At 71.9% G+C, this 19,594-nt stretch carries 18 protein-coding genes and 1 pseudogene; 7 read left to right on the forward strand and 12 right to left on the reverse strand.

Going from position 1 to position 19,594, the window contains the following annotated elements:
* Positions 1-7: 7 nt before the first annotated feature.
* From ABD358_RS21345 to ABD358_RS21360, 4 genes are all read right to left on the reverse strand, one after another.
* Positions 8-1,042: a DUF1702 family protein gene (locus tag ABD358_RS21345; protein WP_344632710.1), complete on the reverse strand. Its 1,035-nt coding sequence runs from the start codon at positions 1,040-1,042 to the stop codon at positions 8-10.
* A 93-nt stretch (positions 1,043-1,135) separates the two neighbouring features.
* Positions 1,136-2,116 carry a DUF1702 family protein gene (locus ABD358_RS21350; RefSeq protein WP_344632711.1) on the reverse strand — a complete coding sequence of 327 codons (981 nt, stop codon included), beginning with the start codon at positions 2,114-2,116 and terminating at the stop codon, positions 1,136-1,138.
* Positions 2,117-2,262: 146 nt separating this feature from the next.
* Complete coding sequence (locus ABD358_RS21355; protein ID WP_344632712.1) at positions 2,263-2,706, reverse strand: winged helix-turn-helix transcriptional regulator; 444 nt, start codon at positions 2,704-2,706, stop codon at positions 2,263-2,265.
* A 134-nt stretch (positions 2,707-2,840) separates the two neighbouring features.
* The gene (locus ABD358_RS21360) at positions 2,841-4,025 is read right to left on the reverse strand and encodes an IS701 family transposase (protein WP_344632713.1); all 1,185 of its coding nucleotides are present in this window, start codon (positions 4,023-4,025) and stop codon (positions 2,841-2,843) included.
* A 345-nt stretch (positions 4,026-4,370) separates the two neighbouring features.
* Here ABD358_RS21360 and ABD358_RS21365 point away from each other — a divergent pair, with 345 nt between their 5' ends.
* On the forward strand, positions 4,371-5,024 hold the full coding sequence (locus tag ABD358_RS21365) for a TetR family transcriptional regulator (RefSeq protein WP_344632714.1): 654 nt from the start codon (positions 4,371-4,373) through the stop codon (positions 5,022-5,024).
* A 30-nt stretch (positions 5,025-5,054) separates the two neighbouring features.
* On the opposite strand, the gene ABD358_RS21370 is transcribed toward ABD358_RS21365, so the two are convergent.
* Both ABD358_RS21370 and ABD358_RS21375 read right to left on the reverse strand, forming a co-directional pair.
* A complete protein-coding gene (locus ABD358_RS21370; protein WP_344632715.1) occupies positions 5,055-6,020 on the reverse strand; it encodes an NAD-dependent epimerase/dehydratase family protein in 966 nt (321 codons plus the stop codon).
* Positions 6,017-6,643, reverse strand: a complete 627-nt coding sequence (locus ABD358_RS21375; RefSeq protein WP_344632716.1) for a ScbR family autoregulator-binding transcription factor — start codon at positions 6,641-6,643, stop codon at positions 6,017-6,019. Before ABD358_RS21375 ends, ABD358_RS21370 begins: the two co-directional genes overlap by 4 nt.
* A gap of 110 nt (positions 6,644-6,753) precedes the next feature.
* On the opposite strand from ABD358_RS21375, the gene ABD358_RS21380 reads away from it, so the two are divergent.
* The 3 genes from ABD358_RS21380 (at position 6,754) to ABD358_RS21390 (ending at position 10,404) form a co-directional block, all read left to right on the forward strand.
* Entirely contained in the window at positions 6,754-7,701 is a 948-nt protein-coding gene (locus ABD358_RS21380; RefSeq protein WP_344632717.1) for a ScbA/BarX family gamma-butyrolactone biosynthesis protein, read from the forward strand.
* Between the two features lie 466 nt (positions 7,702-8,167).
* A complete protein-coding gene (locus ABD358_RS21385) occupies positions 8,168-9,775 on the forward strand; it encodes a hypothetical protein (RefSeq protein ID WP_344632718.1) in 1,608 nt (535 codons plus the stop codon).
* Entirely contained in the window at positions 9,757-10,404 is a 648-nt protein-coding gene (locus ABD358_RS21390) for a MerR family transcriptional regulator (protein WP_344632719.1), read from the forward strand. The genes ABD358_RS21385 and ABD358_RS21390 overlap by 19 nt, the downstream gene beginning before the upstream one ends.
* A 67-nt stretch (positions 10,405-10,471) precedes the next feature.
* On the opposite strand, the gene ABD358_RS21395 is transcribed toward ABD358_RS21390, so the two are convergent.
* From ABD358_RS21395 to ABD358_RS21405, 3 genes are all read right to left on the reverse strand, one after another.
* Positions 10,472-11,278, reverse strand: coding sequence for a DUF6008 family protein (locus ABD358_RS21395; RefSeq protein WP_344632720.1), 807 nt, complete (start codon positions 11,276-11,278; stop codon positions 10,472-10,474).
* A gap of 391 nt (positions 11,279-11,669) precedes the next feature.
* On the reverse strand, positions 11,670-12,797 hold the full coding sequence (locus ABD358_RS21400) for a ParB/RepB/Spo0J family partition protein (protein WP_344632721.1): 1,128 nt from the start codon (positions 12,795-12,797) through the stop codon (positions 11,670-11,672).
* Positions 12,794-13,942, reverse strand: a complete 1,149-nt coding sequence (locus ABD358_RS21405; RefSeq protein ID WP_344632722.1) for a ParA family protein — start codon at positions 13,940-13,942, stop codon at positions 12,794-12,796. Before ABD358_RS21405 ends, ABD358_RS21400 begins: the two co-directional genes overlap by 4 nt.
* A 141-nt stretch (positions 13,943-14,083) precedes the next feature.
* Between ABD358_RS21405 and ABD358_RS21410 the strand changes: the two genes are divergently transcribed.
* On the forward strand, positions 14,084-14,767 hold the full coding sequence (locus ABD358_RS21410) for a Tn3 family transposase (RefSeq protein ID WP_344632723.1): 684 nt from the start codon (positions 14,084-14,086) through the stop codon (positions 14,765-14,767).
* Between the two features lie 80 nt (positions 14,768-14,847).
* Here the strand turns inward: ABD358_RS21410 and ABD358_RS21415 are convergent, their stop codons facing one another.
* The 3 genes and pseudogenes from ABD358_RS21415 to ABD358_RS21425 form a co-directional block, all read right to left on the reverse strand.
* Entirely contained in the window at positions 14,848-15,078 is a 231-nt protein-coding gene (locus ABD358_RS21415) for a tautomerase family protein (RefSeq protein ID WP_344632724.1), read from the reverse strand.
* Positions 15,079-15,107: 29 nt separating this feature from the next.
* Positions 15,108-15,853, reverse strand: a pseudogene (locus ABD358_RS21420) (SDR family NAD(P)-dependent oxidoreductase).
* Positions 15,854-15,896: 43 nt separating this feature from the next.
* On the reverse strand, positions 15,897-16,679 hold the full coding sequence (locus ABD358_RS21425; RefSeq protein ID WP_344632725.1) for an SDR family oxidoreductase: 783 nt from the start codon (positions 16,677-16,679) through the stop codon (positions 15,897-15,899).
* Positions 16,680-16,837: 158 nt separating this feature from the next.
* Between ABD358_RS21425 and ABD358_RS21430 the strand changes: the two genes are divergently transcribed.
* Positions 16,838-17,743, forward strand: a complete 906-nt coding sequence (locus ABD358_RS21430; protein ID WP_344632726.1) for a helix-turn-helix transcriptional regulator — start codon at positions 16,838-16,840, stop codon at positions 17,741-17,743.
* Between the two features lie 188 nt (positions 17,744-17,931).
* Positions 17,932-18,606 (forward strand): recombinase family protein, encoded by a 675-nt coding sequence (locus ABD358_RS21435; RefSeq protein ID WP_344632727.1) that lies wholly within the window; start codon positions 17,932-17,934, stop codon positions 18,604-18,606.
* Positions 18,607-19,594 lie beyond the last annotated feature (988 nt).

Below are 19,594 nucleotides of genomic sequence, written 5' to 3' on the forward strand. Positions count from 1 at the left end.
GCCTTCTTCACAGATCGGCACCTTTCCGGGAAAGCGAGAGGGAGGCGGTTTCGGAAGCGGTTCCGGAGGCGACGCGGGAGGCGATCCCGGACGCGATCTCGGACGCGATCTCCTGCCGCCAGACTTCGTAGGCCGGGACGTCGCCCCGGTCGCCCGCGGCGGGCATGCGGTCGATGCACACCTGTGCGGCGCGCTCCGGCGTCGTGCCGCACAGGATCCTGGTGGCGAGGTGGGTGTGCGCGACCGTGGTGCCCGCCTTCCTGCGGGCCTCCGCGGCGAAGGCGGACCCCTGGGCGAGCTGGAGGCGGTGCTCGCCGGCCCGCTCGGCGAGCCGCCGCAGCTCCTCCTCGTCGGCGGCTCCGGCGTATGTGGCGGCCAGCCCCGCACCCGCGTACAGGTCGCCGCGGCGGTGCGCGGGATAGGCGGCGATCAGGTCGGCGACCACGTCGGCGTCGGTGCCGCCGACGAACCACAGGGCGCGGCCGATGCCCTGGTCGATGGCCCTGGCGGAGTACTCGTCGGGCCCTCCGGCCCAGCTGAAGGGGTGCCGCGCCTGCGGGTCGCGGACGTACTCGTCGGTGCGGAAGTAGGCCTGGTGGAAGCCGTATCCGTCCAGGATCAGCCACCTCAGCAGCGGATCGGTCCGCCGCACGTCGGGCCACAGGAACTTCGGCAGGCGGGCCATCGCCCAGCCGATGCCGACGTACACCATGTAGACGTGGTGGCGGCCCTCCCCGGCGAGCAGGCCCTCGAGCCGCCCGCGGTGGCCGGGCAGCGCGTCGTGCACGACGGCCCCCATGCCGGCGCCCTCGTAGGCGAACCCCCGGTAGGCGCGGGGGACGGTCTCCAGCATCTCCTCGGCCTCGGCGGCCGAACCGGCCCCCACCGCGTAGCCGTATCCCTGGAGGAAGACACGGCCGATCGTCTCGAGCTGTGCCTGGGCCTCGGCATTCTTCCGGTGGAAGCCCCGCGTTTCCAGTTTCGTTTCCGATACAGAAGGCGTGAGAAGCCGGCGCCGAAGCGCTCCGAATATCGATGACAACGCAGTGAACCGCCCCTCGTGGAATCTCCCTTAATTGCCGGATGATTTCGAATCTAGCCAGGGGGGTCGGCGGGGCGTCTACTTCCTGTGTGCTCAAACCGCGGCGGGAGCGAGCCGTTCGCGCACCCTCCGGCGCCACGACTCGTAGGCCGGCCGGCCGGCCGCCCCGTCCGGGGCCACGGCGCAGTCGTCGGCCAGCTCCGCGGCGGCTTCGACGTCGAGGCCGGCGAGCACCCGGGCGGCCGCGCGGGTGTGCTCGGGCACGTGGCCCGCGTGGTGGCGGGCCTTGGCCGCGAACACCGAGCCCTGCGCCACGTGGTCGCGGTGCTCCCCGGCGTCCTCGCGCAGCGCGGCCAGCTCCGCGGGGGTGCCGCCCCCGGCGAAGGTGGCCGCCAGCCCGACACCGCTCCACAGGTCGGCCCGGCGGCGGTGGGCGAACCGCCCCACGGCGGCGGCCACATGACCGGCGTGCCCGCCGTGGATGAACCACAGGGCCCTGCCGATGCCCTGGTCCACGGCGCGCAGGAAGTAGTCGGGGTCGCCCTCCCAGGCGTACGCCCTGGGCACCCGCTGCTCGTCGACCCAGCGGGCGGTGTCGAAGTAGGCGCGGTCGAAGCCGTAGCCGTCCACGGCGAGCCAGCTCATCGCCGGGTAGTACTCGGCGCCGGACAGTTTCGGCATCGCCTTCCCCCACAGCGGTCTGGGCAGCCGGGCCATCGCGAAGCCGATGCCGATGTAGTTGAGGAAGACGTGCGGCCGGCCGCTGCCCTCCAGCAGGTTCCGGGTGCGGCGGCCGCGCGGGCCCATCACGTCGCGGATGACGAAGGCCATCGTGGCGCCCTCGTAGGCGAACCCCCTGACCTCGGGGTCCACCATGGACAGACGGCGCTCGGTGTCGGCCGGGTCCCGGTCCCCGATGCCCCATTCGAAACCGCAGACGACGGCCTGCGGGACGGCCTCCAGTCGCCTGGTCCTCTCGTTCGGTTCCACGGGGAAGCCGCGTCCCGCGAAGCCCACCTCGGCCAGCGACGGGGCCATGGCCAGCCTGCGCAACGCTCCCAGTGCGGATGCCACGATCGCCCTCCTCCTGCGGACCGCCCTTTCGGCGGCAGAGGGCTCATCGTGGGGCGGTGCGTCCGCGCCGGGCATCTTCGGTCGTGCGCAGGACTCGCGTGTTCGAGTGGAGGAACCGGGTGTTCAAGTGGGCGCGTCGCGCGTGTTCAGCGGATGCGCCGCACTTCCACTTCCTCGTCGTGCACCTCCCGGCCGCAGCCGGTGCACCTCATCTCGACCTGGACGGCGCCGTCGCATCCGATGTGGTCGGCCCTGCGGGGAGGCCCGATCTCCAGGGGAAGGTTCCGGTCGCCCCACTGCATCAGCGCGACGACCGCCCGGGTCAGGTCGCGCCCCGAGGGCGTGAGCCGGTACTCGTACCGGACGGGACGGTCCTGGTAGGGGACCCGCTCCATGACGCCGTGCTCGACGAGCCGGGTGAGGCGTTTGGTCAGGACGTTCCGGGCGATCTCGAGGCTCTCCAGGAACTCGTCGAAGCGCTTGTTCCCCAGCAGTGCCGAGCGAATGATCAGAAGGGTCCAGCGTTCCCCGATGACCTCCAGCGTCCGGGCCAGGTTGCAGTCCTGCCCCTCGTAGGTGTGTCTCAGCATCCGCTCACCCTAGCGTCGGATCGGTCTCGTGAAAGGACCGAGGTGGCGAAGCCGCGGGGAACGTGCGCACCGGGTTTCCCCGCCGTGCCCCGCGCCCCCCGGCACCCGTCCGCGGGACGCCGCCTCCCGGCCGGTCAGGCGGCCACGGCCAGCCGTCCCGCCGGGAGGCCGAGCCGGCTGTAGGCGTACGCCGCGGACACCAGCGTCATGTGGTGGTGCCAGCCGGGGTAGGAGCGGCCCTCGAAGTCCAGGAGCCCGAAGTCCTCCTCCATCCGCCGCACCGCCTCGGCCGTCCGGGACAGCGTCCGGACCAGCGCCAGTTTCTCCTCCGTCCTGGCCCGCGTCAGGGTGGTGAGCCACAGGGGGGACGGCCGGCGGTCGCCCTTCGACCGCACCGTGAAGATCTGGTAGGTGCGCAGGGGCTGCTGGCCGGAGGCGGCGGCCGCGGGCAGGTGCACGAAGCTCGTCATGACGGTGGCGCGGCACGCCCCTCCGTTCTCCGCGGGCACCGTCTCGGTCCGGATCAGCCCCGTGTCGAACTGGAAGAGGCTGCGCGCCGCGAAGGCCATGCCGTGGTCGCTCCGTCCGTGCCGGCCCTGGAACCTGAGGTGGCGTCCGAGCACGATCCTGAAGCTGTCCGGCACGGCCACCAGGAAGTCGCAGTTCCGCTGGGAGAGGCCGCGCACCAGCTCGCCCGCCCCGGGGGACGTGCCCAGGTCGGCCACGAGCGGCACGGGGGCCGTGCGGCTGGCCCCGGCGAGGCCGTCGGCCATGTCCAGGACGAGCTCCTCGACCGAACGGGCGCCGACGCCGTCCGGGATGCGGGTGCGCTTGCGGCGCTCGGGGTCCTTGGCCCACGTGCCGGGCAGCAGCAGGCGCCAGTCGACCGGAACGGCCTCCTCCGGCGTGGCGAGGAAGGCCCCCACCCCCACCTGGCAGGTGACGGAGCGCCCGGTGGAGGGGACGAAGCGCCGGTGCACGCCGCAGGAGTGCTCCCCCCGCTTGCGCAGCACGGCCAGGTCCACGGTCCAGGCGCGGGGGTGTATCCGCTGCTCGGCCCAGCGGGTCAGCTCCTCGCGGGCGGGAGTCCAGTCCCACGGGCTGGCGTTGACGAACTGGTGCAGCGACTGGGACGCCGTGGGCGAGTCCGAGACCGCCGCGGCCAGGCGCCGCACCGACTTCTTGCCGGGTGTGGTGAGCAGCCCCTGCAGATAGGCGCGCGCCCACCGGCGCTGGTCGGCGCGGGGCAGGTGCTCGAAGACCCTGTCGGCGAACGCGGGCACCGAGGCCGGAGTGCCCGCCAAGGCGTGTGTGCCCATGGCGTGTTCCCTTCCCTGTGACGGCCGGACGTCGGCCCACACCAAAAGAATAGCGAACACCCTCTTTTTTTTGCGACTCCGGGAAGTGCCTTCCCGACTTCGCCATCTCGGCCCGCCCCCGCGGAGCCGCCCGGGACGGGACGGAGGCGGCGACTTGCCTGTGTCGCGCCCACCGCAACCGCTCGCTGCGTCCTGGGCACATCGGTGTTGTATGCGAGCGCCCCGGAGGAGAAAGGTGGACGCCACAAGCAAGTACGGGGCCAGTACGGGAATCGGAGCGGTGCGCCGACAGCACGGGGACGCACTTCCCATGCACCCATCGCCGAGTGCCCATTCGGAGTCAGCATGGTGAAGCAGGAGAGAGCCGCGAGGACACGCGCCACCGTTCTCCACGCCGCCGCGGTCGCCTTCGCCGGCCGCGGCTACGACGGCACCTCCCTGTCCCAGGTCAGCAGGGCGGCGGGGATGTCCGTGGGAGCACTGACCTTCCACTTCGCGACCAAGGCCGAACTGGCCGACGCGGTCCTGGAGGAGGGCTGGGCCATGACCCGGGCCGTCCTGGACCGCATCACCGCCGAACCGGCGCCCGCCCTGTCCACCGTCGTCGAACTCACGCTCGGGCTCGCGCGTCTGATGGAGGAGGAGGCGACGGTCCGTTCCGCCATCCGCCTCGCCCGGGAACGGCCCTCGGCCCCGGCCTGGTCGAACAGCTGGCTCCCGGCGGTGAGGAAGCTGCTGGAGGAGGCGCACCGGAGCGGCCAGCTCAGCGACGGAACGCTGCCGGCGGACGTCGCGACGCTGGTGGAGTACCTGACGAGCGGCGCCGAAGCGCACCTGCGCGACCGGCTCGACGGGGACCCGGCGCACGAGAGCGCGGCGGCCCGGCTGGAACGCGTCTGGCGCCTCGTCCTGGCGGGCGTCTCGGCCCACGGCGGCCCCACCCCGCCGGACACGGCCAGCCCGCCGGACACGGCCAGCCGGTTGGGCGCGAGCGCCTGACAGGCGGCCGGGAGGAACCGGGCGCCCGGATCACCCCGTCCCGGCGGCCATGTACGAGCGGTACCAGCCCGCGGCCTCTCCCAGCCGCGCCAGCGGCCCCGGCCCCGGGTCGCATCCCGCCGTCCGCCAGCAGGCGCCGCTGTCGTACCAGTGGTCGAGCGCGACGAGGGACAGCTGGCGCTCGCTCACCGCACTGCCGGACGCCCTGAGCGCGCGCACGCACTCGGCCCAGGGCAGCTCTTCGCCGACCTCGGGCAGCACCCCGTGCCGGGCCAGACACGCCAGGAGGTCCGCACAGCGCACCGGATCGGGGTGTCCCGCGTGGAGCACCGCGCCGGCGGCCGGCCCCGCCGCGAGACCGCAGGCGACGATCAGGCGGGCGAGGTCGTCGACGTACACCAGGGAGAGCAGGGCCCGTCCGCCGTCCCACAACGCGGGCACCGCGGCGATCCCCTCCGCCAGGGCGGGGACGACCCACCGGTCGCCGGGGCCCACCACCAGTCCCGGGCGCAGCACGGTCGCACCCGCCGCGAGGGCGTACCGCTCCCCGGCGAGCCGCGACCGGCTGACGGCGGAGACGGGCGCGGGCTCGACCTCGTTCACCGCGATGCCGCGATGGGGGCCGCGGCCGTAGACCGCCGCCGTGGAGAGGTGCACGACACGGCGGACCCCGGCGCGCGCGGCCTCCTCCATCAGGGCGGCGGTCCCCCGCACGTTGACCGCGTCGCACCGCTCCCTGTCGGGACCGAGCGCGACGGCGAGGTGCAGCAGCACGTCCGCCCCCTCGCACACCCCCCGCAGCGTGTCCGGGTCCGCCAGGTCGGCGGGCGCCCACTCGTCGACCCGTGCGGCCGCGCCGCCGGGCGGCCGGCGTCCCACCGCCCGGACGACCGGGGGGTTCCCGTCGCCCCCCTCCCGGAGGCGGGCGATCTCGCGCAGTGTCGCCGATCCGATGAACCCCGTCCCTCCGGTGACGACGACACGCGGAGGCGTCATGCCGCTCTTCCCTCTTCCCACGGGACGATCCTCAGCCTCGACCTGACGTGCGGCGGGGTGATGCCGGGAAGGAGGTAGTGCCACAGCGCGGCGACACGCTCGGGGAGGTCCACCCGGCCGGTGGAGATCTGCGAGTACAGCTGGGTACCGCTGTAGGCGCCCACGAGCACCTGGGCGAACTCCCCCTCGTCGACCTCGGGCAGGAGCTCGCCCCGCTCCCGCGCCCCCCGCAGGTAGCTGTGGATCTGGTCCGCCCACTCCTGGTAGACGGTGTCGTCCTGCATCCCGAACTCCCCCTGCTCGACGGCGAGCCGGATGCTCGCGCGGACCAGGACGTTGTTCTGGAGCTCGTGGGCCAGGTGGAAGGTCAGGTCTATCAGCCGCTGGAGGCAGTCCTCACCCTTCGGGAAGCGCACGAACTGCTGCTGGCTGGACATCACGGCCTGCGCGAGCGCCCTCTTCGACTTGAAGTGGAAGTACATGCCGCCCTGGGTCACCCCGGCGCGGTTCATGATCTTGCTGATGCTGGCACCGCTGTACCCGCACTCGTCGAAGACCTCTGCGGCAGCGTGGAGAATCGCCTCCCTCGTCTTCACCGCCCGTTCCTGCTTCGGCTCGGCCATCGTGCGCCTCGGTCTCTCTCGACAAAAAAAACGAACACCCTTATTTTACAGGTCAGCCCCCGCCGCGGGTAGCTCGGGGGGGACCTACACACGCACGCCAGGGGAGAGGCATGCTTGCCACCAAAGACCGCTCTGCTGTCTCCAGACCGGCCCTCACCACCACCGTCGCCAAGGAGTACGTGCACCGGGCCGCTCTGTCCGAGGTGTTCCTGACCAGCTGGGACAGAGTGGGCCAGGACGCCTTCACCGTCACCGCCCAGTGGCCCCGCAGCCACAGCTTCTACAGCTCCGAGTACGGCGTGCACGACCCGCTGCTGCTGTGCGAGACACTGCGTCAGAGCGGGCTGCTGCTCACCCACACCGCGTACGACACCCCCTTCGGGTACCAGCTCAGCTGGTCCCGCCTGCAGTACGCGGTCAACCCGCAGGCGCTGCGCATGGAAAGCACCCCCGCCGAGATCGAGATGCACGTGACGTGCAGCGACATCCGCTACCACCGCTCCCTCCCCGTCTCGATGTCCATGCACATCGAAGCCGTGCGGAACGGGTTACTCCTGTCGGTGGCCAGTCTCAGGTTCGGCCAGCACTCCCCCAACGTGTACCAGCGGATCCGGGCGGGACGGGGGGACACCGCCCGCGTCTTCGCGAACGCACCCGCCCCCACACCCCCGGTCCCCCAGGACGTGGTGGGACGCACCCACGACCGGGACATAGTCCTCTCCCCCACCCAGGAACGCTGGCGCTGGCGACTGCGCGTCGACACCACGCACCCCGTCCTCTTCGACCACCCGGTCGACCACGTCCCCGGCATGCTCCTCCTGGAGTCCGTACGCCAGGCCGGCCACGCCCTGGAGCCCTCGGGCGGTGCGATGATGCCGACCTCGATGGACGTGTCGTTCAACCGCTACGTCGAGTTCGACGAACCCTGCTGGATCGAGGCCGAGGCGGAACCCCGCCCGGAGTCCGGCGCCCGCCGGTCCATACGGGTCAACGCCCTCCAGCGTGGAAGCTTCGCCTTCACCGCGACCGCCGAGATGACCGACATGACCGGCCTCTGACCCAGGCTCGCGCACGGACGAAGGATCGAACCCACCAGCCCCGGCGAGACGGCGCCGCCACCACGACGACGCGGGAAGGTCACGTGGACGCCGTGCCAGGCGTCCGCCCGATCCCGGGGCTGGTGCAGTCGGCCGGGCCCGGTGTGCCACCACCGGGCTCACAGCCGTACATCTGCCGCCCGCCGAACTGCCGACCCGGCGGACGAAGGAAAACGATCCGGGTGCCACCCCGGACCGTGCGACGCAGGTCCCGCCCCAACCACGAAGCCGGACCGCGGCTTCACCGCGCCTCCCCTACGGAGACCCCCACATCATGAAGCAAAACCCTCCGCGTTTCCAGCCTTCCCGGATCCCCGGACCGAGGAATACGGATAGCACCGCTCTCCTGGAAGGACCCCGGTCCGCGGGCACACGGATCCCGTCCCCTCCTCCCGCCCACCGCTCCCAGGAGCGCGTCAAGGTACCCATGCGGATCGTCGAGTCCCCCTTCTACGGAGACGCGGCCCTGAGCGTCTACATGAAGATCAAGGCCCTCGGACAGCGCCCCGAGGCGTGCACGGCCGGAGTCGCCACACTCGCCTCCTACCTGAACCTCTCGGAGTCGACGGTGGAACGCGGAATCGCCCAACTGCGCGCCGAGGCGCCGGACGGCATCGTGGAGCTCCCGCAGAACCGCCGCCGCTCCCTCCCCGGCGGATGCGGCACGACGGCGCAGCGGCGGGTCCGCCCGATGGAGGAGCACGAGCGCTTCGTGTGGCTCCCCGTACGGGCGAGCGAGTGCCTGCGCCCCCGGCTGCTGCGCGCCTACGCCGTCATCGCCTTCTGCGTCGTGCGGAAGATCCCCCTGACGGAGCGCGAACTCGCCGGGTTCCTGCGCCACCGCTCCGGCAGGCTGGCGGGCAGGCCGATCTCAACCGACGCGGCGGGCAGGGTCATCGACCGGCTGGCGGCGTCCGGATGGATCACGGTGAACCGCCGAGCGGGCCTCCGCGGACGCCACTGCTTCCTCGTGTACGACGGCCGGGGGAAGGCCCCCGCCCCCGCGCCGCCCGGAACCGCGACACCCCGTCCTGACGACGGATCGGGTTCCCGTACCGGTGCGGCATCGCTCGTGTACAAGGAAGACCCCAGAACTGACCGACCCGATGACGACGGCGCGCTCCTTCCACCCGCCGTAGGCGAGACACAGGTGGGGAGGAGCGCGGACGGCGCCGCCGGGCCCCGTCCGCCCGCCGACGGCCGGGACGGTCTCGCGCTGCGCGCGGGCGGCACGACCGCCCCCGCCCCCACCCCACCCGGAAGGACCCGCCCGCCGTACACCGGGCCCCGCCTGACCTACAGCCCGCGGGTCCACGCCGTGCTGGAGCCCGTCCGCCCGCTGCTCGGCAGGGTCAACACCTACGTGCAGCGGCTCCTCGGGCGGGAGATCGGCCGTCAGCTCGACGACGGTGCCGGCATCGAGCGGCTGAGAGCCCGCCTGACCGAGCGGTTCGCCCGTACCTCCGTCGAGGACATCCGCGACCCGGGGCGCTGGCTGCTCGGTGTCGCCCTCCCCCGCTGGGGCTGCGCCAACCCCGACTGCGAGTCCGGAACGCTCTGGTCCTCCGGCGAGCGCTGCCCCGCCTGCGCGGAGGCGCTCGCCGACCGCGCCCGCGACCGGCCCGGCCGCCAGAACCCCGGCCGCCAGGGCCCCCCGCCCGGGATCCCCGCACCCGGGATCCCCGCACCACGGCCCGCCGCCACCGGACCGGGAACCGTCCGGCCCTCCCGCCCGGCAGCGTGCTGCCCCGTGTGCGAACGCCCTCACCGCCCCGGCAACTCGGGGGTGTGCCGGGACTGCCGTTCCGTCCCCGGGGGAGGGACGGGGCCCGTCCCTCCCCCCGCCTCCCCCGGCGGGTTGTGCCGGGGCCGCACGGGGAACGGATGCGGCCGCCCGGCGCCCAGCGGCCTGTGCTGGCGCTGCCGGACGGCGGCCCCGGACCGGCCCCCCGCCCGCACCACCGGCTTCCCCGCCCCCACCACGTACCGGACCACGTCCTTCCGTCAGGAGGTCCCATGCGCCTCGCAGAGCTGAGCCGCGCCAGCGGAGTCCCCACGGCCACCATCAAGTACTACCTCCGTGAGGGCCTGCTGAGCCCGGGCAAGCGGACGGGCACCCAGCGGGCCCGGTACGGCCGTGAACACCTGCACCGGCTCCGGCTGATCCGCGCCCTGCTCGACCTCGCGGGCCTGTCGCTGAACACCATCCGGGGCGTTCTCGCGACGCTGGACAGCGACGAGACCGGCCTCCCCCGGCTGCTGAAGGCCGCCCACGAACCGGAGCCCGCGCCCTCCCCCCGCGACACCGACAGCCAGGCCGTGCGCGAGGTCCTCGCCCTGGTGCGACGGCAGGGCTGGCTGGTGTCCCCCCGCAACCCCGCCCTCGCGGCCGCCGCCGACGTCCTGGCCGAACTGCACCGGCTCGGCCGCCACGACTTCGCCGACCGCCTCGACGACTACGCCGCCGCGGCCGACGCCGCGGCGGCCAGCGACGTGGAGGCCCTCGACCGGTGCGCCGGCACCTCCGAGATGGCCGAAGCCCTGATCCTCGGGAACCTCCTCGGCGACACCCTCCTGGCCTCCCTGCGCCGGCTCGCCCAGACCCACCGCCTGCGCAGCCGCGACCTGGACGCGCGGAAGGCCGCGCGGGCGCTCGCCGGCTGAGGACGGACCACGGCCCGTTCCGTGCCGGACGGTGGACGAACCGCCCGGCACGGAACGCCGAGATCCGCTACCCGGACCGCCCGGTGAGGGCGGGCTCCCGGGAGGACTCCGCCACCGCCCCGGTCACCGGCCGGGCTCCGGACCCGGCGTGATCCCGCGGGGCCGCACCCGGACCGGAGGAACCGGATCCCTCCCCCGCGTCCTCCACCTCCAGCCCGTAGTCGGCCTTCACGCTCCGCCTCTCCCGCCACAGGTGGTAGAGCGACATCACGAGGATGGCCGTCCCGACCAGGTTCGCGACGAAGTGCCACCACACCCGGTAGGTCGTCAGCGCCGGGCCGGGCTCGATCGCCCCGAACCAGGTCGACAGTCCGACGGCGCGGCTGGCGCCGAGGGCGATGGACACCGTCAGCACGACGTGCTCGAGACCGTGGATGCCCTGCATCCACACACCCATCCTGGCCCACTTGCGGGACTTCAGATGACGGGTGGAACGCCGGGTGATCTGCACGATCCCGACCAGCCCGGCCAGGAAGACGAAGTTGCCCATGAGGTGCAGGATCTCCATGCCGAGCGACGGCTTGGACGGGTCCACCTGCCCCATACCGCGAGCCAGGCTGTCACCCCAGGGGGTCATCCACGCAGGCGACATCGGGTGAAGGATCCAGTAGCCGGCCTGGGCCACGTGCTCTTGGAAGTGCCCGAGCTGGCCGACCGCCCCCACTCCGATCACGCCGGCCGCCACCCGGTAGACCCAGGGGCGCACCGGTCCCCGGTTGGCATAGGCCAGCACGGCGACGGCCGCCCACATCGCGACGGTCCACAGGACGAGCAGCACGGCTCCCAGCGTGTCCAGGGAGGACACGGGCGGCATGGACCCCCCGATATCCGGTGCAACAGACGTTCCATGCGAATGGTCCATGAGGACTCCTTCTCGGGTGACCGACGGCGCTTCATCCGCGCCTGGACAGGGCGTGACGTACCAGGACATGCATCCGCACCGTCACGCTAGGAGCACCCCGGTGGGACCGACCACTTTGTCCGTGCTCTCTTCGGCGCTTGAACAGCCGTTGGTTCAGCCGTCGGTCACCGCCCGCCGGCCGCCGTCCGCCCGTCAGCCGGCCGCCGTCGGCCGTCCGGCGACAGTGCGACCGCGTCGAGGACGACGGAGCCGCCGAGTGCGCCGACCCCGCTCCTCCGGCCCCCGGTACAGCGAGTGGCCCCGCGCCGTTCTCGGCGCGGGGCCACTCGCTGTACCGTCCGGCTCAGTCCTTGCCGGTGCCGACGTTGCGCTGCAGCATCTCGACCAGTTTCCTCAGCTTCTCCGGCGCCATGTTCTCCCGGAGGATCACGCACACCGCTCCGGGATCGTCCCACGGCATTCGCACCGCGGCGGGCCGGGTCGGCGCCGCAGCCTCCGCTGAAGGCGCGGACTGTGAGGGAACGCTCGGAGCGCTCCCTCCGGCAGGAGTCGCAGCCCGGCTGCCGGGCTGCGACTCCTGCCCGGTCCTCACCGCGACCGAGGAGGACTCCTCCATTACGCCGTAATGATCCGCAGCCGCCGGGCTCTCGGCCTCAGCGGCGGAAGCAGGAGCCGGGCCGGAGGCAGGGGCGCCGTTCATTACGCCGTAATGACGTCCGGACGAGACCGCGGCCCCGTCCCTGGCAGACTGTCCGGCAGCCTGCTTGCGGGCCCGCGCCTCCTTCAGCCGCGCCAGCTCCTCCTCCTGCCGCTCCGGAGGTTTCTTCCCCACCGCGCGCAGCAGGTCCACCGGCTCCTCCCCCGCCTCGAGGCGCTTCTGCAGTTCGGGGGTCAGGGACAGCAGAGCCAGCCGCTGGGACACCCAGCCCTGGGAGCGGTGGAGCCGCTTGGCGAGCCTGTCCTGGGTGCCGTGCACCTCCAGCAGCTTCTTCAGCGCACGGGCCTCGTCCAGCGGGTCCAGGTCCTGGCGGTGGATGTTGGCCACCAGAGCGGACTCCAGCAGCTCGTCCGGGTCACCGCCCAGCGACTCGTCCATCATGACCCGCAGCGAGGTCAAACCGGCCTGCCGGGCGGCGGCGAGGCGGCAGTTGCCGTCGATGACGACATACTCCGCCCTCGGCTCGAGCTCGTCCTCGCGACCGGGGTTGGCCGCCAGGTACGCCTCGCGGGACATGATGGTCACCGCGCTCTTCTGCCCGTGGTCCCGAAGGGACGCGGCGAGCTCGGTGACATCCGGCAGGGAGTCGCGCGGGTTGTCGGGATTGTGGCTGAGCAGGTGGAGGGCGAGGCGGGTGGGACCGTCGTCGTTGCCGCCCAGGACCTTCTCGGCGAGCCGGCCGCGGGTGCTGCGGGCGGAACCGGCACGGCCGAACGCAGAGGACGCGCCGAGCTGCTTGGCCTTGCTGGTCACGAGGCGGCCCTCGCGATCTGCCGCATGGCCTCGGCCTGGTCGCAACGGGGGGCGTAGGCCAGCAGGGGCTTGCCCATGCGGACCGCCTCGCGCTGCTCCTTCAGGTCACCGATGACCGCCAGAACGGGCGGATCACCCAGGGACTTCCACTGCTGGAGACTGGAGGTCGCGACGAAGCCGCGGCGGGAGTCGTACAGGTTGACCACCAGGCCCAGGTAGTCCAGCTCCAGCTCCAGGTCTTCCTTCAGGGACTCGATCTGCTCGGTGAGCATGGCGTAGGCGGTGGCGGAGGAGTCCTCGGCGAGGACCGGGATGATCACGCCGGAGACACCCTCGGGTTCCCCGTCGCGGCGCCGGCCGTAGTAGATCGCGGCGTCCATGGCGATGCCCAGCGACGGCGGGCAGTCGATGACGACAACGTCGAAGTCCGCCTCCAGCGGCTCCAGGGCCCGCTCGAGGGTGGTCTCACGGCGGCGGATGCGGGTGTTGGTGGCGATCTTCGCGTCCAGGAGGAACCCGTCGAAGCACGCGGGCAGTATCTGCAGCCGCTTGCCGAACCTCTCGTCCTCGAAGGTGACCAGCAGCTCGCGGAGATCGGACTTGCCCTCGGCGCACATGTGCGCCACCAGGCTGTCCTCGCCGGGCGGGATCTGGGCGATGCCGAGCTGCTCGGTGAGGTGGCCTTGAGGGTCGTAGTCGACGAGGAGGACCCGCTTGCCGTCCTCGGCGTACGCCTGGGCGATCCCCGCGGCGACGGCGGTCTTGCCGACACCTCCCTTCTGGTTGCAGACGATCTTCCGCTGGGGTCCTGTGTGGGGCTGCTGCCCGGGGGAGGGGTGGGTGTCGAGCCAGCGGCGAACGGACTGGGCCAGGCCCTGGGTGTAGGAGACACCGCGAGCCGAGCAGTCCGCTTTGAACTGCTCGTAGAGGCCGGCGGGCAGCCAGGTGGAGAAGGACTCGGCACCGGAGGTGTCCACGGTCGGGTGGGGCCCGTCGTCGGCGCGCCAGGCATGGATGCCTTCGGTGACGGCGTCCTGAATGTCGATGCCGTGCTCGGCGGTGCGAATCTTGAGCTCTTGGCGGAGCGCGGCAGGCAGCTTCGACGCTACCTTTTCCCGGTCGCCATCAGGGTAAGGAGATGCCATAACGTCACCATACTGACGTCAGAGGCGAGCAGGGAGCAGGAGGGACCGTCTTTCGCCCCCTGACACCCCTTTCATTACGCCGTAATGACAGCCGCCTCCGAAGCACCACAGAGCGAAGGCTCCCTCCTTCATTACGCCGTAATGAAGGAGGGAGCCTTCGCTCTGTGCGGCGCGGCCCTCGGCGCCTCGCTGACCCGGCCGATCCGCTGGGAGTTGATCGAGCAGCAGCACGACCAGATGGTCAAGTACGCCACCGCGCTCCGGCTCGGGACAGCGGAGACCGGGCAGGTCCTGAGGCGCTTCACCCGCGGCGGCCCCAAGCACCCCACCCACCAGGCCCTCGAAGAACTCGGCCGCGCCGTGCGTACCATCTTCGCCTGCGACTGTCTCGCCAGCCCCGGCCCGCGCCGGGAGATCCATGGCGGCCCCCAGGTCGTCGAGAACTGGAACAGCGCGAACACCGTGCTCCACTACGGCCAGGGCGGCGCCCTGGCCGACCCGGACAAGGAGCACGCCGAGGCGTCGATGCTCGCGCTTCATCTGCTCCAGTCCGCGCTCGTGCATGTCAACACGCTGCTGGTGCAGCAGGGCCTGGCCGAGCCGGCCTGGGCGAAGAATCCGGGGGACGAGGACCGGCGCGGCCTGACCGCACTGTTCTGGTCCAACGCCAACCCGTACGGCACCTTCCGCCTGGACAAGGACAAGCGGCTCGACCTGGGGCCGACCGCTGCCGTGCCCCGCCCCCGCACCCCGGCGGACATCGCCGACCGATCGAGTGCGGGGACACATCGAAGGGCTTCGCTGATCTCACCGGCCCCCGGATGAACGAGGCCGTGCGGCCGGACACTCGACCCGGTGGCCTTCGGTTTCAAAGTGGTGTCCTGACCGCATGACGGCCGGTGCGGTCAGGCGTCGTTGGTGCCGGTCGGTGTCGCCTCGCCGAGCATAGCGAGGGTGAGCACGTTACCGGCGATGCCCCAGCCGCCGTCGGCGACCTCTTCGACCAGAACCATGGTGTTGTTGCGGGCGCGCTCGCCGTAGATCTCGACGTACAGCTCGGTGGTGCGGGTGACGATCTCCTCCTTCTGCTCCGGGGTGAGGGTCTTCTCGGGGACCTTGAAGTTCGCAAAAGGCATGGCTGGTTGTTCCTTCTCTCAGTGGGGTGTTACAGGGAGCTGCCCGCGGTGAGCAGGCTGTCCAGTCCGATGCGGCGGAAGAAGTCGGCGCGGAGGCGGTCGGCGACCGCGGAGACGACTTCGCTGCCATCCCGGCTGGGGTCTGTGTGGGTGCGCGGAGGCCGGGTGCCGTGCTTCATCGCGACCGGTCGCGCGACGGCTTCAGCGACCTCGGTCACATCGGCGTCCGAAGGGATGAGCGCGGCCAGGCGCTTGCCCAGGTCGTCCATCGCGGCCCTGGCGGCGAAGTACGGGGCCGGGAAAGGGAGCGGAAACCGCCGCGGGTGCTGGAGCTGCCGATCCACACCAGCAGCCCCGAGCCCTGCCCACGCACCTTCGGCAGGGCGGCGCGGTTGACGCGCTGGGTGCCCAGGACGTTCACGTCGTACAGGTCCGCGAACTGCTCGGCGGCGAACGCCTCGGCGGCACCCAGGACCATGTGCCCGGCGTTGTGCACGACCATGTCGAGTCGGCTGTGCTCAGTGACGACCCGGTCGATTGCGCCGTCGGCGGAGTCCTGGGAGGTGACGCCCAGCTCGACGGCGTGCACGTCGACCCGGTGGTCGGTGCCGTGGCGCACCAGGTCGGCCACCGCGGTCGCGTTACGGGTCGCCATCTGGCGGATGCCCGCGTACACGGTGTGACCGGCGAGGGCCGGAGCACGCACGGACAGCGCCCCGATGCCGCCGGAGGCCCCGGTGACCAGGATGGCCTTCCCGGTGTCGTCGTTCCTCATGACAGGGTCTTTCGCTGACCGATGGGGTGGCTGGGCGGGCGGTTCAGACGATTCCGCCGTTGGCGCGGACGACCTGTCCGTTGATCCAGTGGCCGGCCGGGGAGGCCAGGAACGCGACGACCTCGGCGATGTCCGACGGGGTACCGAGCCGCTCCAGCGGGGGCTGGGCGGCCAGGCGGGCGATGGTCTCCTCGTCCTTGCCGTCCAGGAAGAGGTCCGTGGCCGTGGGGCCGGGCGCGACGGCGTTGGCGGTGACGTCCCGGCCCCGCAGCTCCCGCGCCAGGATCAGCGTCAGCGCCTCGACCGCCCCCTTGCTGGCGGAGTATGCGCCGTAGCCCGGGAAGGCCAGCCCCACCACGGACGTGGAGAACGTCACGATCGCACCGCCGGGGCGCACCCGACGGGCGGCCTGCTGGACGACGACGAACGTGCCGCGGATGTTGGTGCGGTGCAGGTCGTCCAGGACGGCCAGGTCCAGCTCGGCGATCGGCGCCATGCGTGCCCGCCCGGCCGCGTGCACGACGACGTCGACACCGCCGAACTCTGCTTCGGCCGCGTCGAACAGGGCCGCGACGGCGTGTTCGTCGGCGACGTCGGCACGCACCGCGATCGCCCTGGCGCCGCCGGTGACGGCCTCCTTCACGGCTGCTTCGGCCTCGTCCTGGTTGCCGGCGTAGCCGACCACGACGGCGTATCCGTCGGCGGCCAGCCGCCCGACGGTCCGGCGGCCGATGCCGCGCGAACCGCCGGTGACGATCGCGACACGGGGTGAGGCGGAGGGCTGAGCCGGGGCAGTGGTCCCGTCGGGGGAAGTGGGGATGGACATTGCTGACTCCTGTGGTGAATGCGGGTCGGGCCGCGGTCTCGCCGTCGCCCTGCTGCGTCATCCACGATCGGCCGGTCCCCCACCCCTAGCCAGGGCTGCGTTTACCCAGGGGATGCCACCCCCTGGCTACGGCTCGGCGCGCGCGCGACCATGAAGGGGTGAACCTTCCAGAACTCGGCGCCTTCCTCAGGACACGCCGCGACCGCATCCGCCCCGCCGAGGTCGGTCTCCCCCAAGGCCCGCGCCGGCGCGTCCCCGGGCTGCGCCGCGAGGAAGTCGCCCAGCTGGCAGGGCTGTCAGCCGACTACTACACCGAGCTGGAACGCGGCAGCGCAAAGAACGGCGTGCAGCCTTCGGCCCAGACCCTGGCCGCCCTCGCCCGAGCCCTGCGTCTGAACGGCGACGAGCGCGACCACCTGTTTCACCTCGCCGAACGGCCGGTCCCTCCGTCAGCGCACGGACCGTCGGCACACGTGCAGCCCGCGCTTCTCGGACTGCTGGACCGGCTGTCCAACACCCCCGCGCGCGTCATCACCGACCTGCACGAAACCCTGGTGGAGAACGACCTGGCCAGGAACCTGCTCGGCAAGTCCCCGGCACACCGCGGCCCGGCGGCGAGCTTCGTGTACCGCTGGTTCACCGACCCGCAGGCGCGCGAGAGGTACCCGCCCGAGGACCACCCGCACCACTCCCGGGTGTTCGTGGCCGACCTCCAAGCAGCGGCCGCCAGGCGCGGCCGGGACGCGGAGGTCACGAAGATGATCGCCGTGCTACGCCGCCGCAGCCAGGAGTTCGCAGCCCTCTGGGACACCCACGACGTCGCGGTGCGCCGCATGGACCACAAGAGAATCGTCCACCCCACGCTCGGCGTCATCGAACTCGACTGCTACAACCTCCTCAGCGAAGACGGACGCCAGCGCCTGCTGTGGTTCACCGCCCCGCCCGGAAGCCCGGGAGCCGAGCAACTGGAACTGCTGTCCGTCATAGGGACCCAGGACCTGGGCATCACGGAGGGCACGGCACCGGAGGGGTTGTCCGCGGCGGAATCCGGATCGCAGCCCTGACCCGCGCCGCCGAGGGGGACCGCCTTCCCGGCAAGGCGTGGCGGTTCCTACCCCCACAGAGATGTGTTCTCCGGCCCGCGGCTCACGATGACCCCCTCGATTCCCGTTTTCCTCACACTCACGGGATGGTCTCCGCAGCGGCAGGTCGACCGGGCGCGGCAGCGCCGGTGTTTCATAGGCGGTCGCTCGTGAAACACCTCTTCGTCCGGCGGCCCGCCTGCGCCGAGCCGGTCGGTCACGTCCGCGTCGGGTACGCCCGTGCCTCGACCGCACCGCAGTCCCTCGACACACAGCTCGACTCGCTCGCCGAGGCCGGGGTGGCACGGGTCTTCCCGGAGAAGATCACCACCCGCGCCACGAAGCGGCCCGAGCTGGAGGCCGCCGTGAAGCCCGCCGGGGAGATCCGCCCCTCCGGCGTCGCCGTGACCCTGGTCGTTCACGAGCACAAGCGGCTCGGCCGCGGCATCGAACTCGCCATACCCGCCGAGGAGCTGAAGGCGAGCGATGTCGGGCTGAAGTTCCTCGCCGGGGAACTGAAGGGAGCGCACGACCCCTCCGGGATCGTGTTCACCGTGCTCGCGGCCATCTCCGGGATGGAGCGCGAGTACATCCGCGACCGCACCCTCGAAGGCCACGAGTCCGCCCGCAAGCGCGGCAAGACCATCGGCGGCGCAGGCGTCACCGACGACTCCATGCTGTCCATGGCCCTGCATCTGCGCGAGCAGGAGATGAGCCTGCGGGACATCGCCAAGCGGCTCGTCATCACCACGGGTACGAAGAAGGGACAGCACCCCTCGCCCGCCACCGTCATGCGAATGCTCCGCGAACACGAGAAGCAGGGCACCACGGCGGTGAGCACGTGACCACCCGGCCACTCTGCGGCTGTGTCTGAGCTAGGAGGCCGGGGCCGCCTAGAACCGTTTGTGCACCTACGTGCACGCATCTTGTCCCGCCCGCGGGGATGTATGCAGCCAACGCGCATACATCCCCCGCACTTACGCAGGTCAGGAAGGTGACGCTATCTGTTGAAAGACCGCACCGCCGTACAACGCGATGCATGCACCTCAGCCATCCAGCCACGGACAGGCGCCTGGGCCTCTCCGGTTGAGGTCCATTGACCGGTCGAACCTGCCGATTGGCTCCCGATGCAGTGGGGCACTCTGCTCTCAGTCCGTCCAAGCTGTAGCAGCTCGCATCCGCACACGGGCCGTTCCTTGCTCACTGGGAGTGGCGTGGCTTTCCAGCATCTACACAGAGGTGCATCCTGATGCGAGGGGAACTTGCCAAGTTTCCGGCCCCGGTGGACCTGTGGCGGTCACTCAACTTCGTTGCTACCCGAACACGCTCGTTCCGTAGTAGGCCTGGCCCGCGCAGCGGGCCAACCCCCGCCTCCACTCACGTGCTGACGGCCATTCACCCGCACCGCCTCCGGGCCCGGTTCCGGGGGTGGAGCGCAGCGGAACCCCCCCGCGGCCCGCACCGCGGGCCGCCCCTCAGGCCGAGCAAGCGCAGCGAGCCCGCCCGAGCGCAGCGAGGCGTTCAGGTCTTCCAGCTTGCGGAGGGCCTTCGGTTCCCGGTGGCTCCCGGAGCGAAGCGGAGGGAGCCGCCCGTGCTTCGCGCGGGCGCGGCGAGCGAAGCGAGCCGGGCACTTTCATGCGCAGCACGGGCGCCCCTTCAGGTGTCGAGCGCAGCGAAGACGCCCTCGCTGCGCGAGGCGTGCAGCGCCGAGCCCGGGCGTGCAGCGCCCGCACTTCCAGCCCGCGCAGCGGGCTGGAAGTGCGGGCGAGCGAAGCGAGGCCGGCCAACTGGCCCCCGGAGCGAAGCGAAGGGGGCCAGTTGGCTCCCCCGGAG

This window comes from Streptomyces glaucosporus, assembly GCF_039533345.1.
Classification (GTDB): Bacteria; Actinomycetota; Actinomycetes; order Streptomycetales; family Streptomycetaceae; genus Streptomyces; species Streptomyces glaucosporus.

Bases quoted from the DNA above. Each gene is read 5' to 3' on its own strand.
- ABD358_RS21355 (WP_344632712.1), bottom strand. From the start codon at position 2,706: ATGCTGAGACACACCTACGAGGGGCAGGACTGCAACCTGGCCCGGACG.
- ABD358_RS21360 (WP_344632713.1), bottom strand. From the start codon at position 4,025: ATGGGCACACACGCCTTGGCGGGCACTCCGGCCTCGGTGCCCGCGTTC.
- ABD358_RS21365 (WP_344632714.1), top strand. From the start codon at position 4,371: ATGGTGAAGCAGGAGAGAGCCGCGAGGACACGCGCCACCGTTCTCCAC.
- ABD358_RS21370 (WP_344632715.1), bottom strand. From the start codon at position 6,020: ATGACGCCTCCGCGTGTCGTCGTCACCGGAGGGACGGGGTTCATCGGA.
- ABD358_RS21375 (WP_344632716.1), bottom strand. From the start codon at position 6,643: ATGGCCGAGCCGAAGCAGGAACGGGCGGTGAAGACGAGGGAGGCGATT.
- ABD358_RS21380 (WP_344632717.1), top strand. From the start codon at position 6,754: ATGCTTGCCACCAAAGACCGCTCTGCTGTCTCCAGACCGGCCCTCACC.
- ABD358_RS21385 (WP_344632718.1), top strand. From the start codon at position 8,168: ATGCGGATCGTCGAGTCCCCCTTCTACGGAGACGCGGCCCTGAGCGTC.
- ABD358_RS21390 (WP_344632719.1), top strand. From the start codon at position 9,757: ATGCGCCTCGCAGAGCTGAGCCGCGCCAGCGGAGTCCCCACGGCCACC.
- ABD358_RS21395 (WP_344632720.1), bottom strand. From the start codon at position 11,278: ATGCCGCCCGTGTCCTCCCTGGACACGCTGGGAGCCGTGCTGCTCGTC.
- ABD358_RS21405 (WP_344632722.1), bottom strand. From the start codon at position 13,942: ATGGCATCTCCTTACCCTGATGGCGACCGGGAAAAGGTAGCGTCGAAG.
- ABD358_RS21410 (WP_344632723.1), top strand. From the start codon at position 14,084: ATGAAGGAGGGAGCCTTCGCTCTGTGCGGCGCGGCCCTCGGCGCCTCG.
- ABD358_RS21415 (WP_344632724.1), bottom strand. From the start codon at position 15,078: ATGCCTTTTGCGAACTTCAAGGTCCCCGAGAAGACCCTCACCCCGGAG.
- ABD358_RS21425 (WP_344632725.1), bottom strand. From the start codon at position 16,679: ATGTCCATCCCCACTTCCCCCGACGGGACCACTGCCCCGGCTCAGCCC.